The sequence below is a fragment of the Humibacter albus DSM 18994 genome (assembly GCF_000421825.1).
Lineage (GTDB): Bacteria > Actinomycetota > Actinomycetes > Actinomycetales > Microbacteriaceae > Humibacter > Humibacter albus.
In genome coordinates, this window is record NZ_ATXT01000011.1 from 313659 (window position 1) to 328072 (window position 14414).

At 66.8% G+C, this 14414-nt stretch carries 15 protein-coding genes; 3 read left to right on the forward strand and 12 right to left on the reverse strand.

Annotation, left to right across the window (positions count from 1 at the left end; all coding sequences use genetic code 11):
* Positions 1–24 precede the first annotated feature (24 nt).
* The 4 genes from H623_RS0102840 to H623_RS0102855 all read right to left on the reverse strand — a co-directional run bounded on the left by H623_RS0102840 (position 25) and on the right by H623_RS0102855 (position 3056).
* Complete coding sequence (locus tag H623_RS0102840) at positions 25–240, reverse strand: hypothetical protein (protein WP_022899436.1); 216 nt, start codon at positions 238–240, stop codon at positions 25–27.
* Between the two features lie 68 nt (positions 241–308).
* The gene (locus H623_RS0102845; protein WP_022899437.1) at positions 309–662 is read right to left on the reverse strand and encodes a DUF948 domain-containing protein; all 354 of its coding nucleotides are present in this window, start codon (positions 660–662) and stop codon (positions 309–311) included.
* 80 nt (positions 663–742) lie between these two features.
* Positions 743–1366 carry a 30S ribosomal protein S4 gene (gene rpsD, locus H623_RS0102850; protein ID WP_022899438.1) on the reverse strand — a complete coding sequence of 208 codons (624 nt, stop codon included), beginning with the start codon at positions 1364–1366 and terminating at the stop codon, positions 743–745.
* A gap of 286 nt (positions 1367–1652) precedes the next feature.
* Complete coding sequence (locus tag H623_RS0102855) at positions 1653–3056, reverse strand: replication-associated recombination protein A (RefSeq protein ID WP_022899439.1); 1404 nt, start codon at positions 3054–3056, stop codon at positions 1653–1655.
* 186 nt (positions 3057–3242) lie between these two features.
* On the opposite strand from H623_RS0102855, the gene H623_RS0102860 reads away from it, so the two are divergent.
* The 3 genes from H623_RS0102860 to H623_RS17425 all read left to right on the forward strand — a co-directional run bounded on the left by H623_RS0102860 (position 3243) and on the right by H623_RS17425 (position 6083).
* Complete coding sequence (locus H623_RS0102860; protein ID WP_022899440.1) at positions 3243–4061, forward strand: peptidylprolyl isomerase; 819 nt, start codon at positions 3243–3245, stop codon at positions 4059–4061.
* A 126-nt stretch (positions 4062–4187) separates the two neighbouring features.
* Positions 4188–5417 carry a DUF349 domain-containing protein gene (locus H623_RS0102865; RefSeq protein ID WP_022899441.1) on the forward strand — a complete coding sequence of 410 codons (1230 nt, stop codon included), beginning with the start codon at positions 4188–4190 and terminating at the stop codon, positions 5415–5417.
* A 111-nt stretch (positions 5418–5528) separates the two neighbouring features.
* The gene (locus tag H623_RS17425) at positions 5529–6083 is read left to right on the forward strand and encodes a hypothetical protein (protein WP_022899442.1); all 555 of its coding nucleotides are present in this window, start codon (positions 5529–5531) and stop codon (positions 6081–6083) included.
* On the opposite strand, the gene H623_RS0102875 is transcribed toward H623_RS17425, so the two are convergent.
* From H623_RS0102875 to ruvC, 8 genes are all read right to left on the reverse strand, one after another.
* Positions 6070–8319: a RelA/SpoT family protein gene (locus H623_RS0102875; RefSeq protein ID WP_026939840.1), complete on the reverse strand. Its 2250-nt coding sequence runs from the start codon at positions 8317–8319 to the stop codon at positions 6070–6072. The two genes, H623_RS17425 and H623_RS0102875, sit on opposite strands and share 14 nt — an antisense overlap.
* Before the next feature lie 105 nt (positions 8320–8424).
* Positions 8425–8784 carry a rhodanese-like domain-containing protein gene (locus H623_RS0102880; RefSeq protein WP_022899444.1) on the reverse strand — a complete coding sequence of 120 codons (360 nt, stop codon included), beginning with the start codon at positions 8782–8784 and terminating at the stop codon, positions 8425–8427.
* On the reverse strand, positions 8781–9803 hold the full coding sequence (secF, locus tag H623_RS0102885) for a protein translocase subunit SecF (RefSeq protein ID WP_022899445.1): 1023 nt from the start codon (positions 9801–9803) through the stop codon (positions 8781–8783). The genes H623_RS0102880 and secF overlap by 4 nt, the downstream gene beginning before the upstream one ends.
* Positions 9803–11545: a protein translocase subunit SecD gene (gene secD / locus H623_RS0102890; RefSeq protein WP_026939843.1), complete on the reverse strand. Its 1743-nt coding sequence runs from the start codon at positions 11543–11545 to the stop codon at positions 9803–9805. Before secD ends, secF begins: the two co-directional genes overlap by 1 nt.
* Positions 11546–11608: 63 nt before the next feature.
* Entirely contained in the window at positions 11609–12022 is a 414-nt protein-coding gene (yajC, locus tag H623_RS17430; RefSeq protein WP_022899448.1) for a preprotein translocase subunit YajC, read from the reverse strand.
* 77 nt (positions 12023–12099) lie between these two features.
* Positions 12100–13134 (reverse strand): Holliday junction branch migration DNA helicase RuvB, encoded by a 1035-nt coding sequence (gene ruvB / locus H623_RS0102900; protein WP_022899449.1) that lies wholly within the window; start codon positions 13132–13134, stop codon positions 12100–12102.
* Positions 13131–13748 (reverse strand): Holliday junction branch migration protein RuvA, encoded by a 618-nt coding sequence (gene ruvA, locus H623_RS0102905; RefSeq protein WP_022899450.1) that lies wholly within the window; start codon positions 13746–13748, stop codon positions 13131–13133. The genes ruvB and ruvA overlap by 4 nt, the downstream gene beginning before the upstream one ends.
* Before the next feature lie 48 nt (positions 13749–13796).
* Positions 13797–14414 (reverse strand): crossover junction endodeoxyribonuclease RuvC, encoded by a 618-nt coding sequence (gene ruvC, locus H623_RS0102910; protein ID WP_051143048.1) that lies wholly within the window; start codon positions 14412–14414, stop codon positions 13797–13799.

The following is a 14414-nucleotide window of genomic DNA, read 5'->3' on the forward strand; positions in this document are numbered from 1 at the left end:
GACGAAGGGTACGCGACGTGGAGCTCAGGAGAGGTCGGAGAGGGTCTCGGCGGCGTCATCGATGGCAGAACGCAGCTCGGCCTCGCGCTTGTGGTAGCCCTCGCTCACCGCAGCGCCGAAGTCGTGCGCCTTGCGATCGAGCTCGGAGAAGAACTGCTTGCCCTGCTCGGTCTTGTTCACCTGGTGAGCGATCGCGAAGCCGGCGCCGATGCCGACGACGAACCAGAGGAAGCTCTTCATGGGGATCTCCTAGTGGTCGTGGGTGTGGGTGGTTCGGAGGGAAAGACGGTCGGTCGAACCGACTCAGTTTAGTGCCGGCGTCCAAAACGGAACGCGGCCCGCACGGCGGCGCTGAACCCGGCGAGCTTGATGAGCGGTCCGCCGATCGTCGCTGCGAACAGCGCGACGAGAGCCGAGACGTTGCCCGTGACGTCCTGCACGTTCCGGCTGATGGCATCCACGCGCGCGAGCTGCTTGTTGGTCTCGCGAAGCGTCTCGGTGGTCTCATCGAGGATCGGCGTGATGCCGTCGCTGACCTCCTTGATGGAGTCGGTCGTCTGATCGAAGACCTTCCCGAGCTTGACCAGGGGCACAGCGAGCAGGCCGACGAGCACGGCGAAGACGCCGGCGGCGATCAGACCTGCGATGTCTCCACCTGACACGGTGCACCATCCATTCCGTTCGGGGAATACGTCGGAGGGCGGGCCGTCGATGACGACCCGCCCTCCAGCGTATCGGGCTGCTACCGCGCGGCGTAATACTCCACCACGAGCTGCACGTCACACGTGACGGGGACCTCGGCGCGCTTCGGGCGACGCACGAGACGCGCCTGCAGCTTGTCGAGCTCGACCTCGAGATACGCCGGGGTCTTCGCCAACACATCGGCGTGACCGCCGGCGGCCGCGACCTGGAACGGCTCGGAGCCCTCGGAACGGGCCTTGACGTGGATGAGCTGACCCGGCTTCACACGGAACGACGGGCGGTCCACGATCTTGCCGTCGACGAGGATGTGACGGTGCACGACGAACTGGCGGGCCTGGGCGGTCGTACGGGCGAAGCCGGCACGGAGCACCAGCGCGTCGAGGCGCATCTCGAGCTGCTCGACGAGGTTCTCACCGGTCAGGCCCTGGGTGCGACGAGCCTCGTTGAACGCGATGCGGAGCTGCTTCTCACGGATGCCGTACTGAGCGCGCAGACGCTGCTTCTCACGAAGACGAACGGCGTAGTCGCTGTCGGCCTTGCGTTTGGTGCGGCCGTGCTCGCCGGGAGCGTAGGGGCGCTTCTCGAGGATGCGCGCGGCCTTCGGGGTCAGGGCGACGCCCAGCGACCGCGAGAGGCGGGTCTTGCTGCGGGAACGTGAAGACACGTTGGTCCTTTCGTAGGTTCTTCTCACTTGTGCTGCCCCCTGCCGGTGAACAGGTGGCCGGTGGGCCGGTGTTCTCCGACGGGCAGCCATTGGCTGATCCGGCGACGCGCGTCCGGATGGACTCGCACGGACGTGCCCTGAGGCACGGCTCCGCCATGGTCGCTTTCGCAATGGGAGGGATTGGCCGGGGATGCTCGGCTACTGAGCGCTTCCCTGTCGACAGGATGCCCGCAGCCGCACGGAATCCTGATCTCGGCCCGTCAATGATACCAGAGGCGCGAGAGGGTCAAAGGCCACGCGTGATCCGCCGCAGCTTGGCCAGCCGCGCCGCGATGTCGCGTTCGTTCCCGTGCTCGGTCGGTGAGTAATAGACGGAGTCCTTCAGCGCGTCGGGTAGATATTGCTGACGCACCACTCCGAGATCATCGTCGTGCGGATAGACATAGCCCTTGCCGTGTCCCAGGCGCTTCGCTCCCGGATAGTGCGCGTCGCGCAGATGCTTGGGCACGCGCCCGGTCTTGCCGGCGCGCACGTCGGCGATGGCGGCATCCAGCGCCATGTAGGCCGCGTTCGACTTCGGCGCGGTAGCCAGGTGGACGACCGCCTGGGCGAGCGGGATGCGCCCCTCCGGCATGCCGATGTACTGCACGGCGTCCGCGGCGGCCACGGCGACGCCGAGGGCGGACGGATCGGCCATGCCGATGTCCTCCGAGGCGAGCACGATGATGCGCCGTGCAATGAACCGCGGGTCCTCCCCCGCCTCGATCATGCGCGCAAGATAGTGCAGGGCGGCGTCGACGTCGGAACCGCGCACGGACTTGATGAACGCGCTGATGACGTCGTAGTGCTCATCGCCGTTACGGTCGTAGCGCAACAACGCTCGGTCGACGGCGATGGCTACGAGCTCTGCCGTGACGAGGGGCTTGGTCAGGGCCTCTTCGGCGCCGACGTCGTGTTCCGCGCTGTCGCCGGGCTCGGCCTCTGCTTCGGCTTCGGCATCGGCTCGAGCGTTGTCCTCGGCGGAGTTGGCGGCCGCCTCGAGCGCGGTGAGCGCGCGCCGGGCGTCACCCGAAGCGAGGCGGACGAGAGCGGCGCGCGCCTCGGGATCGAGTGTCACGGCATTCTTCAGGCCCCGTTCATCGATGACCGCCCGGTCGATGAGCACGCCGAGGTCATCGTCGGAAAGCGGCTCGAGCGTGAGGAGGAGAGATCGGGACAACAGCGGAGAGATCACGGAGAACGACGGGTTCTCCGTGGTCGCGGCGACCAGGATCACCCACCCGTTCTCCACGCCGGGCAGCAACGCGTCTTGCTGCGCCTTGGTGAAGCGATGGATCTCATCGAGGAAGAGCACCGTCGAGATGCCGTACAGGTCGCGGTTGGTCTGCGCCTCGTCCATCACGGTCCGCACATCACGCACGCCCGCGGTCACCGCGGAGAGCTCGACGAAGCGCCGCCCTGACGAGTGCGCGATCACCTGCGCGATCGTGGTCTTCCCCGTTCCCGGAGGCCCCCACAGGATCACCGAGACCGAGCCGCGCTGTCCCGTCGTGTCACTCGCGAGCGAGACCAATGGGGAGCCGGGAGTGAGAAGGTGACGCTGCCCGGCGATCTCTTCGAGTGTGCGCGGGCGCATTCGCACAGCAAGAGGGGTTGCACCGGTGCGCAATCCCTGCTGCGTGCTCGACATGCGCTCCAGAATAGAAGCTGCGTCGGACATCCGCGGAGTCGTGCAGTGCTGGTGTGGCCGTTTGGTCGTCATCAGCAGGATGCGTAAAGTTCAGCCTTGGGGTCGGCCGGCTTCGACCCCGGGTCCGTTGCGACCCCCGAAGACCCCTGATTCTGGTGCCGCGTGGCGCCCCGGTGGAGGATCCCTGTGTCCGCGAAGAAGCTGAACGACCGCGAGGCGCGGCAGGCCCGCGAGCGTCTGCGTGCCTATCAAGCGCGCCAGGCCGTGCACGAACATGCCGCGAAACGTCGGGTGCGCGACAACATCATCGGCGGTGCCGTCGTGGTGGTCGTGGCCGCGCTGGCGGTCGTGCTGCAGCTCGCATACTTCGAGGCCGGGCCCGGCAAGACGGTCGCGAGCCCCGCCGCGACATCGACCTCCACATCGACGCCCGACGCCACGTCCACGCCTGCCGCGACCGGTGCGAACACCGGTGACGTGCCGTCCAAGTCGATCGCCGAGGGCCGGACCTGGACGGGAACGCTCGACATCAACGGGATCAAGCTGGGCGTCTCGCTCGACGGTGCCGCTGCGCCGCAGGCGGTCTCCTCGATGATCTCTCTGACCAAGAAGGACTTCTTCGACGGAACGGTCTGCCACCGGCTCACCACCGCCGACTCGTTCAAGCTTCTGCAGTGCGGCGACCCGAAGGGCGACGGCACGGGTGGGCCCGGCTACAGCTTCGGCCCGATCGAGAACGCCCCGTCGAACCAGAAGTACCCCGCCGGCACGATCGCCATGGCACGCCAGAGCAACAACGCGTACAGCAACGGAAGCCAGTTCTTCATCGTCTACGGGGACACGACGATTCCGAACGACGATGCCGGCGGGTACACCGTGGTCGGCAAGGTCACCAGCGGGCTCGGCGACCTCGAGAAGCAGGTGACGTCGAAAGGTGTCAAGGGTGGAAGCACCGACGGAACGCCGGCGGTGACCCCCACGATCAAGTCGTTCACCCTGAAATGAGGCCTGCCTGGGGGCTTACGGGTCGCCGTATGGACCACCTGGAACGGTGCAATAGGCTGTGTATTCAAGCGACGGCCGAGCGGAGCCGTCACCGAACAGGTGAGGCAAGTGTCTACTTCTGAGCCAGTGTCTACTTCTGATCAGCATCCGTGGGGTCGGGTCGACGACGCGGGAGTCGTCTACGTGCGGACGAGCGACGGCGAACGTGCCGTCGGCGAGTACCCGGACGCCTCCGCCGAGGAGGCACTCGCGTACTTCGAGCGCAAATATGTGGATCTCGCCGGTCAAGTGACACTGCTCGAGCAACGGGCGCGGCGCGGTGCGCCCGCCTCTGATGTGGCGAAGGCCGTCGCCTCGCTGCGCGCGTCGGTCGCGAACGCCAATGCCGTCGGTGACCTGGCAGCGCTCGACACCCGCCTGAGTGCGCTCGGCGGCACCGTGGAAGAGCTCAGCGAGCAGCAGTCCGCCGAGGCCAAGGCCGCACTGGCGCAGGCGATTGCGGAACGAACCGCCATCGTCGAGCAGGCCGAGGCGTTGGCAGCCGAAGACCCGGCGAAGACGCAGTGGAAGCAGGCGAGCGCCCGGCTGGACGAGCTCTTTGCGGCGTGGCAGACCCACCAGCACGACGGACCGCGGCTTCCGAAGGGCGACGCGAACGAACTGTGGAAGCGCTTCCGTGCGGCCCGGACGACCCTCGAGCGCAACCGCAAGGCATTCTTCGCCGAACTGGACTCGCAACATCGCGACGTGCGCGCTCGCAAGACGGAGCTGATCGAGCGGGCTGAGGCGCTTGCTCCGCTCGGGGCCGACGGCGTGTCGCAGTACCGCGCCCTTCTCGACGACTGGAAGCGCGCCGGCCGTGCGGGCAAGCGCGATGACGACGCGCTCTGGGCCCGCTTCAAGGCGGCCGGGGACGTGCTCTACGCGGCCAAAGCCGAGGTGGATGCGGCAGAGGACGAGGAATACCAGGCAAACCTTCAGCTCAAGCTCGCCCTGCTCGACGAGGCGGAACCGCTGCTGAAGGCGACGGACCGCACCGCGGCGCGCGCGGCGCTGCTGAGCATCGAGACCCGGTGGGATGCCATCGGTAGAGTGCCGCGGGATCAGCTCAAGCATGTCGAGGAGCGGCTCCGCAAGGTCGAAGGCGCGGTCCGCAAGCTCGAGGACGAGCACTGGGAGCGCAGCAATCCGGAGAAGAAGGCCCGATCGGAGGGCCTCGCGGCGCAGCTGAACGACGCGATCGCGAAGCTCCAGGAGGAGCTCGACGCCGCCAAGTCGACGGGCGACGCCAAGGCCATCCAAGCGGCGCAGGAAGCGCTCGACGCACGTAAGGCCTGGTTGTCGGCCATTCACTGACCCGGATCCGGAGATCACGGCAGTCCGTCCACCGCGGATCCGCGTCGCGTCTTCTCCACGGATGTGCCGACGTGCGCATCGCCTCTGTTCCGAGGGCGCCACGATGGATGCATGGCAGGCGTCATGGCATCCGTCCTCACCCCGGGCGTGCTGGCGGTCGCGGAGTTGAGCTCGGCCCGCCTGGACGGCGAACTGTACGGGCTGGACGAGGCCTTCGTGCCGGTCGACGAGGTCGAGTCATCGCGGATGCGAGCCTCCGTGCTGCGCGGGATCGCCGGCACTCGGCTCATCGCCGAGTTGGACAGCGCCTTGTGGGTACGCGGCGTCATCGATCGTCCGCCTCGTGTGCACACGATGTGCGTCGCTCGAGCGAATCGCGTGAAGTTCCCGCCGTCGCCACGCATCCTCGTGCGCGAGGTGGGGCACGAGATCGGTGACGTCGAGCCGATCGGCGGCCTTCCGGTCACGGTGCCCGGACGCATCCTCTACGATCTGGCGTTCCTCGATGGCCGCGACCGTAGGGCCGATGCGGTGCCGCTGCTACGACGTTTTCCCGAGATCGCCGACGCCTGTGCGCAACGCGTTGCCGATGCACGGAGCGTTCCGGGAAAGGTGCAGGCCATGGCCCGCATCGTCGAGTGGCAGAAGGAGGTCAGCCTGCGCTGACGCGGTAGACGTCATAGACCGCGTCGATGCGGCGCACAGCGTTCAGAACGCGATCGAGATGGGTTGTGTCGCCCATCTCGAAGACGAAGCGGCTCAGGGCGAGACGGTCGTTCGAGGTGGACACCGACGCGGAGAGGATATTCACGTGGTGCTCGGTGAGCACGCGTGTGACATCGGAGAGCAGTCCCGCCCGGTCCAGCGCCTCGACCTGGATCTGGACCAGGAAGACGCTCTTGGCCGACGGCGCCCACTCCACGTCGATCATGCGCTCCGGCTCGCGCATCAAATCTTGCACGTTGTGGCAGTCCGCCTGGTGAACGCTCACGCCGGATCCGCGTGTGATGAATCCGACGATCGGATCGCCGGGAACGGGTGTGCAGCACTTCGCGAGCTTCACGAGGATGTCCGGAGCCCCGCGCACGAGAACGCCGGAGTCGCTGGTGCGGAGCCGGCGACCGCGCGTACGGGTCGGCAGCGGCAGATCGGACACGTCGCTCTCGGTCTCCGACTGGAGGGAGGCGACCACCTTCTCCAACACGGACTGCGTGCTGACATGCCCCTCGCCGATCGCCGCGTACAGCGCCGACACGTCGTCGTACTTCATCTGCGAGGCGACTTCGCCGAGCGAGTCCTGCGACATGAGCCTCTGCAGAGGAAGGTTCTGCTTGCGCATGGCGCGCGCGATCGCATCCTTGCCCTGTTCGATCGCCTCGTCGCGGCGTTCCTTCGTGAACCACTGTCGGATCTTGTTACGCGCTCTCGGGCTCTTGACGAAGTTCAGCCAGTCCTGGCTGGGCCCGGAGTCGGGGTTCTTCGAGGTGAACACTTCGACGACGTCGCCGGTGGCCAGAGGCGACTCCAGCGGGACGAGCCGCCCGTTCACCTTCGCTCCCATGGTGCGGTGGCCCACCTCGGTGTGCACCGCGTATGCGAAGTCGACGGGCGTCGCACCCTGCGGGAGGCCGATGACGCGGCCCTTGGGCGTGAAGACGTAGACCTCCTTCGCGCCGATCTCGAAGCGGAGCGAGTCCAGGAACTCCGTCGGATCCGCCGTCTCGGCCTGCCAGTCCGAGATGTGGGCGAGCCACGCCATGTCGGCGTCGACCTTGCTGTCGTCCGACTTGCCGGCGACGCGCTCTTTGTACTTCCAGTGCGCCGCGACACCGAACTCGGCACGCTGGTGCATCTCCTCCGTGCGGATCTGGATCTCGACCGCCCGGCCCTCCGGACCCACCACCGTGGTGTGCAGGGACTGATAGAGGTTGAACTTCGGCGTCGCGATGTAGTCCTTGAACCGGCCAGGCATCGGCGTCCAGCGCGCGTGGATCTGTCCGAGAACGGCGTAGCAGTCGCGCACCGAGTTCACGATGACACGGATGCCGACGAGGTCGTAGATCTCGTCGAACTCGCGCCCGCGCACGACCATCTTCTGGTAGATCGAGTAGAACTGCTTCGGGCGTCCGACGACCTTGCCGCGGATCTTCGCGGACTTCAGGTCGTCGTTGATGGCATCCGTCACGTGCTGCACGACGCGCTCGCGTTCCGGCGACCGCTGCTTGACGAGATTCTCGATCTCGACGTACAGCTTGGGGTAGAGCACCGCGAACGAGAGGTCCTCCAGTTCCCACTTGATCGTCTGAATGCCCAGCCGATGCGCCAGCGGTGCGTAGATCTCGAGGGTCTCGGTGGCCTTTCGCGTCGCCGTCGCGGCGGGCACGAACCCCCAGGTGCGGGCGTTGTGCAACCTGTCGGCGAGCTTGATGATCAGCACACGGATGTCTTTCGACATCGCGACGATCATCTTGCGCACGGTCTCGGCCTGAGCACTCTCGCCGTACTTGACCTTGTCGAGCTTCGTCACGCCGTCGACGAGCATGCCGATCTCGTCGCCGAAGTCGGCGCGCAGCTGATCGAGCGCGTAGTCGGTGTCTTCGACGGTGTCGTGCAGGAGCGCCGCTGCTACCGCTTTGGAGCCGATTCCGAGGTCGGCCAGAATCTGCGCGACGGCGACGGGATGCGTGATGTACGGCTCGCCGCTCTGCCGGGTCTGGCCGGCGTGAGCGCGCTCCGCGGTCTTGTAGGCGCGTTCGAGGAGAGCGAGGTCCGCCTTCGGATGGTGCATGCGCACCGTCTTCAAGAGCGTCTCGACCGCGCCGGCCGGCTGCTGGGCACGGGAGAACAACCGCGGAACGAGGCGGCGCAGGGATGCCGTCTGCTGCGTTGTCGTGTCCACCATCAGCATCCCCTCCCGTGAATCATTATCGCGACTCGACCCAGGAGGCACGCACGACGGTGCTCAGGCCGCAAGAAGACCCAGTCCGGGTGCATCGGTGGATCGCCGTCACGACCGGTCCTCTGCTTCGCCGCCGACCAGGACCTCTCCCCCGGATGCCTGCCATGCCACCATGCCGCCGCTCACGTCGACCGCGCGGTAGTCGGCGGCGACGAGCGCATCGGTGACCATTCTGGACCGGCCCCCGACGTGGCAGATGACGGCGATCATCCCGTTGTCGGGAAGCTCGTGCTGGCGAAGGCCCAGGTCGCCGACCGGAATGTGGTGCGCGCTGGGCGCGTGCACCTCGTTCCACTCGAAGTCCTCGCGCACGTCGAGCAGCCAGACGTCGCCGGATTCGACCAGCGACACGGCCTCGGCCGCCGGGATGGAGACGCCCGATGAGGGAACGGCGTTCGCGGGCGTCACTTCGCGGCGACCGCTTCGACGGCCGGAGCCTTCGACCGGGTCGCGCGCACCTTCCTGTCATGCTTGACGATCGCCTTCTCGCCGCGACGGAAGTCGGCGTACAGCGGAGCCGCGATGAAGATGGTGGAGTACGTGCCGACCAGGATCCCGATGAACAGGGCGAGCGAGATGTCGCGCAGCGTGTCGGCGCCCAGAGCGAATGCGCCGATGAACAGGATCGCACCGACCGGGAGGGCGGCGACGACCGCCGTATTGATCGATCGCACGAGGGTCTGGTTCACGGCCAGGTTGACGGACTCGTCGAACGTATGCTTCATCACGTCTTCGTCCTCGTGAGTGTTCTCGCGGATCTTGTCGAACACCACAACGGTGTCGTACAGCGAGTAGCCGAGGATGGTCAGGAAGCCGATCATCGTGGCCGGCGTGATCTCGAAGCCGGCGAGAGCATAGATGCCCGCGGTGATGATCAGGTCATGGAACAGAGCGAGGATGGCGGCCGCCGACATCTTCCACGTTCGGAAGTACAGGGCCATCGCGATGAAGGCGAGCGCGAGGAAGACGACCAGGCCCTGAATGGCCTGACGCGAGACGTCCGCTCCCCAGCTCGGACCGATGTAGGTCGATGCGACGTTCTTCTGCGGCACGCCGTAGGCCTTGCCGAGGTTGGCGGCCACGGCCTTCGTCTGCTGCGTCGTCAGCTGATCCGTCTGCACGCGGATGCCCTTGCCGCCGGTCCCGCTCGTGACGCTCACGCTGACGACCGCGTCGGGCTTCACGTCTTGCACGGCGCTTTCCGCGAGTGCCTGGTCCGTGGTCTTCACGTCGGAGATCGTGAACTGCGAACCCCCGCGGAAGTCGATGCCGAAGTTGAACCCGCCCTGCACGAGGGGGATGATGATCGACGCGACGATCAAGACCGCCGCGATGACGTACCAGATCTTGCGCTGGCCGATGAAGTCGACCGAGCGCGCGCCCGTGTAGAGGTCGTTTCCGAACTTCTGAAAGCGTGTGGCGGCCATCAGGACTCCTTCTCGTCCTTTTCGGACCTGCTGCCGGCGCCGCTGGAGACGAGCTCGGCCTTCTTGCGTTCGGCGATGGTCTGCCGTTTGGCGGCCTCGCGGCTGCTCGACGCGCGCTTCGCGCCGGTGACGGTGGCCGCAGTGCGGAACTGCGCAGCTCCGCGGTAGACCGCACCCAGAGCATCCGGGTCCAGGCCCGACCACTTGTTGCCGCTGGCGAAGAATCGTGTTCTGGCCAGCAGCTGGAGCGTCGGGTGCGTGAACAGGATCACGATCAGCACGTCGAGCACGGTGGTGACACCGAGCGTGAAGGCGAAGCCCTGCACGTTGCCCACAGCGAGCACGTAGAGCACGATCGCCGCGAGCAGGTTCGTGGACTTGGAGGCGTAGATCGTGCGCTTGGCGCGCTTCCAGCCCGCTTCCACCGCTCCTTCGAGACTTCGGCCGTCGCGCAACTCATCGCGTATTCGCTCGAAATACACGATGAACGAGTCTGCCGTGAACCCGATGGCCACGATGAGGCCGGCGACGCCGGCGAGCGAGAGCCGGTAGTCGATGCGCCACGAGAGGATGGCGATCACCAGATACGTCATGAGGGCCGCCACGACCAGGGAGGTGATCGTGACCAGACCGAGCAGCCGGTACTGGAACAACGTGTAGATCACGACCAGAAGCAGGCCGATGACACCGGCCACGAGACCGCTCATCAACTGCGTGGAGCCGAGCGTCGCGGAGATGGTGTCGGAGCTCTGCACCTTGAAGCTCACCGGCAACGCACCGAACTTCAACTGATCGGCGAGTGTCGTCGCGGATTCCTGATCGAAGCTTCCGCTGATCTGCGCTTCACCGTTCGTAATGGCACCCTGCATGGCGGGAGCTTCCAGCACCTTGCCGTCGAGTACGAACGCGAATCGTGAACGCACGTCGCTGGAGTCGGCCGAATAATAGCCGTAGAGGCGGGTGCTGACCTTGCCGAAGTCCTTGGCGCCCTGGTTGTTGAACGTCAGGTTCACGACCCACTGGCCCGTCGTGTTCCCGCTCGAGTCCGTGGCGATTCCGGCTGTCGCGTTCGAGATCTCGGAGCCTTCGACCTCGACCGGCCCCAGAAGATACTTCGTCGACAGGTCATTGCTGCACGTGATCAGCGGCTTGTCCGCCGGCGCGATGTTCGTGTTGTCCTTCTTCAGCGACGCGCAATTGAAAGCGTCGTACTCCGCCTGGAGCTTCGGTGTGATCCACGAGGTGTCGCTGCCGTTGGTCGGCTTGGCGGTCGGCGTGGACTGGAGCGTGGGAGCAGGAGACGGATAGGCGGTCTTCTTGCCGTTGCTGCCGACGAATGTATTCGTCGGCTCGCCGGTGAGCAGTACCGGCCGCAGCTCCATCTTCGATGAGGACTTGATGCGGTTCAGCGTGGACTGGTCGGGCGTGCCCGGAATGGAGACGACGATGTTGTCGCTGCCCTGGGTGCTGACCTGCGCCTCGGAGACACCGGACGCGTCAACGCGCTCGCGGATGATCGAGACGGCCTGGTTCAGCTCGTCGCTGCTGATCTTCTCGTTGCCCTGGAGCTGAGGCGTGAGGATGATCTGCGTTCCGCCCTCGAGATCGAGTCCGAGCTTGGGCATCCAAGATGCGTTGGCGAACAGAACTCCCCCGCCGAGGATCATGGCGCACGCGACGATGATCACCCCGAGCCAGGTGAGGGACCGAGAGGCGTTCTTCACCGGAGACGACTTTGCCACGGAGGAGCTCAGCTTTCTGTGCACGCGCGGCCGCCGTCGCCGGCGGCCGCACGAATGAGGGTCTTACTCGTCGGTCTTGTTCGGCTGCGCGGCCGCCGCGGAGGCGTCGGCGCTCTTCTCGATACGCTCACCGAACTGCGGCTTCTCGTCGGAGGTGGCGGCGTCGTCGCTCGTCACCTCGACCTCCGGGGTGCTCTCCTCGACGGCATCGGGCGTCGTCTCCACGCGGCCGATGGTCTGTCGATGCACGGTGAGGATCTGGCCGGGGCCCGTCTCCAGCTTCACCTTGTTGGACTCCTCGTCGATCGACACGATGGTGCCGAAGACGCCGAAGTTCGTCATGACGCTGGCGCCGGGCACGACCTGTTTCTGCAGGTCTTGCTGCTGCTTCTGCCGTCGACGGCTGCTGCGGAACATGAAGAAAATGAGGGCCGCCAAGACGACGACCATGACTATGGTCAGGACGTTCTGATCCAAAGGGGAAAACCTTCCGAAGATGAGGGGGCGCAGCGTCGACCACCGTGAACGGATGGGGGCTGCAGGCTGATCAATAATTATAGGTCATCGGGGAACAACGCTTGCTGCGTGCCCGCAGCACGCTTCCTGGGGATTCCCAAGTGATCCCATGCCATGGGCGTCGCGACGCGCCCGCGAGGGGTGCGCGTGATCAGGCCGATGCGCACAAGAAAAGGCTCGACGACCGACTCGATCGTGTCCGCCTCCTCACCGACCGACACGGCGAGCGTGCTCAGCCCGACGGGGCCGCCGTCGAACCGGGTGAGGATGGCGCTCATGACCGCGCGGTCGATGCGGTCGAGGCCCAACTCGTCCACATCGTAGAGCTCGAGGGCGGCGCGCACGGCGTCGCGATCGGCCCGCCCGCCCTGCACGAGGGCATAGTCGCGCACCCGGCGCAGGAGACGGTTCGCGATGCGCGGCGTGCCGCGGCACCGACCGGCGATCTCGGCGATGGCATCCCGGTCGATCTCGAAGTCGAGCAGCACCGCCGCCCGGCTGAGCACCTGCTCGAGCTCGGCATCCTCGTAGAACTCCAGGTGGGCGGTGAATCCGAATCGATCGCGCAGCGGATTGGGCAGAAGGCCGGACCGCGTCGTGGCCCCGACGAGAGTGAACGGCGGCAGGTCCAACGGAATGGACGTGGCGCCCGCTCCTTTGCCGACCATGATGTCGATGCGGAAGTCCTCCATCGCGAGGTAGAGCATCTCCTCGGCGGAGCGCGCCATGCGGTGGATCTCATCGATGAACAGCACCTCGCCGGGCACGAGCGACGACAGCAGCGCCGCCAGGTCTCCAGCGTGCTGGATGGCGGGACCACTCGACATGCGCAGCGTGCGCCCGCTCTCGTGCGCGACGATCATGGCCAGGGTCGTCTTACCGAGGCCGGGCGGACCGGCGAGCAGGATGTGGTCGGGCGTGCGCTCCTGCATGCGTGCCGCGGTGAGCAGGAGTTGCAGTTGTCCGCGGACCTTCGACTGCCCGACGAACTCGGTGAGCGATTTCGGCCGTAGCGCGCCTTCGAAGGCGAGTTCGTCCGACTGAGCCTCGGGCGCGGTGAGGTCGTCGCTCATGCCTGCTGCCTCGCCGTCGGTCCGAGCCGCGAGAGGGCGAGACGAAGCAGTGCCTGCACGGTGTCGCGTTCGGGCTCCTCATACTCGTCGACGATCTCGCGGACCACCTCCGTTGCGGTCTTCTCGGCCCAGCCGAGACCGACCAGCGCGACGACGACGCTGTCCGAGACATCCGAGCGCGGAATCTGGGTCACGTTCTGCACGGGCTTCGCGGGGGCGAAGAGCTTGCCGGTGAGCGAGACGACGATGAGCTTGGCGGTCTTCGGACCGATGCCGCTCACGCGACGGAACGCCGCGTCGTCGTCGGATGCCACTGCCAGCGCGATCTCGTCGGGTTCGAGCTCTGCGAGCACGCCGAGCGCGGACTTGGGGCCGACTCCCGAAACCCCGATGAGCGCCTCGAACACGCCGAGGTGTTCCCGCGCAGGGAAGCCGAAGAGCGCCATCGACTCCTGCCGCACGACCAACGAGGTGTGGATGGTCGTCTCCGCGCCCACGCGGAGCGAGCGCGCGTGATCCGGCGTGACCTGCACGGAGTACCCCACTCCCCCGACGTCGATGACGGCGAGGCCGTCGGCAGCCTGGAGCACGGTTCCGCGGAGGGAGGAGATCACCGTCTCAGCCTATGGGCGTTCGAGGGGTGAGACCGTGAGGGCTCGCTCTCAACGCCCGAGCCGATTGCGTCTGCCAGCGCCGCCTGGCGCCTGACGGGCCGCTCCTGACCCTCTCGCCGCCTTCTCCGCGGCGTGCCATGCCTGCTGCGCCGGCGTGAGCGTGGATGCGTCGCCGTCGGCAGGCGTCGCGGGTGTGCGCCACGCATGGCAGATCGCGATCGCGAGCGCGTCGGCGGCGTCGGCGGGACGTGGGATGTCCGCCAGGCCGAGAACGCGCGCCACCATGTTCTGCACCTGGCGCTTGTCAGCCGAGCCGTAGCCGGTGATCGCAGCCTTCACCTCGGTCGGCGTGTGCAGCCCGACGGGGAGCCCGCGCTTCGCGGCGGCGTGCAGGGCGACTCCGCTGATCTGCGCGATGCCCATCACGGTGCTCACGTTGTGCTGGGCGAACACGCGCTCGAGTGCGACGGCATCCGGATGATGCTCGTCGAGGAGCGCGGTGATGCCGTCACCGATGGTGAGGAGACGCTTCTCCAGCGGCGTGCTCGGCGACGTGCGGATGACCGTCACCGCCACCAGAGACGCCCGCCGTCCCGCGCCGACCTCGACGACGCCGACGCCGCAGCGGGTCAGGCCGGGATCGATCCCGAGCACCCGCACGACGAT

What these genes read in the sequence shown, in the direction of transcription:
- H623_RS17425 (WP_022899442.1), top strand. Translation starts at nt 5,529, where the DNA reads ATGGCAGGCGTCATGGCATCCGTCCTCACCCCGGGCGTGCTGGCGGTC.
- ruvB (WP_022899449.1), bottom strand. Translation starts at nt 13,134, where the DNA reads ATGAGCGACGACCTCACCGCGCCCGAGGCTCAGTCGGACGAACTCGCC.
- secF (WP_022899445.1), bottom strand. Translation starts at nt 9,803, where the DNA reads ATGGCCGCCACACGCTTTCAGAAGTTCGGAAACGACCTCTACACGGGC.
- H623_RS0102855 (WP_022899439.1), bottom strand. Translation starts at nt 3,056, where the DNA reads ATGTCGAGCACGCAGCAGGGATTGCGCACCGGTGCAACCCCTCTTGCT.
- H623_RS0102875 (WP_026939840.1), bottom strand. Translation starts at nt 8,319, where the DNA reads ATGGTGGACACGACAACGCAGCAGACGGCATCCCTGCGCCGCCTCGTT.
- H623_RS0102840 (WP_022899436.1), bottom strand. Translation starts at nt 240, where the DNA reads ATGAAGAGCTTCCTCTGGTTCGTCGTCGGCATCGGCGCCGGCTTCGCG.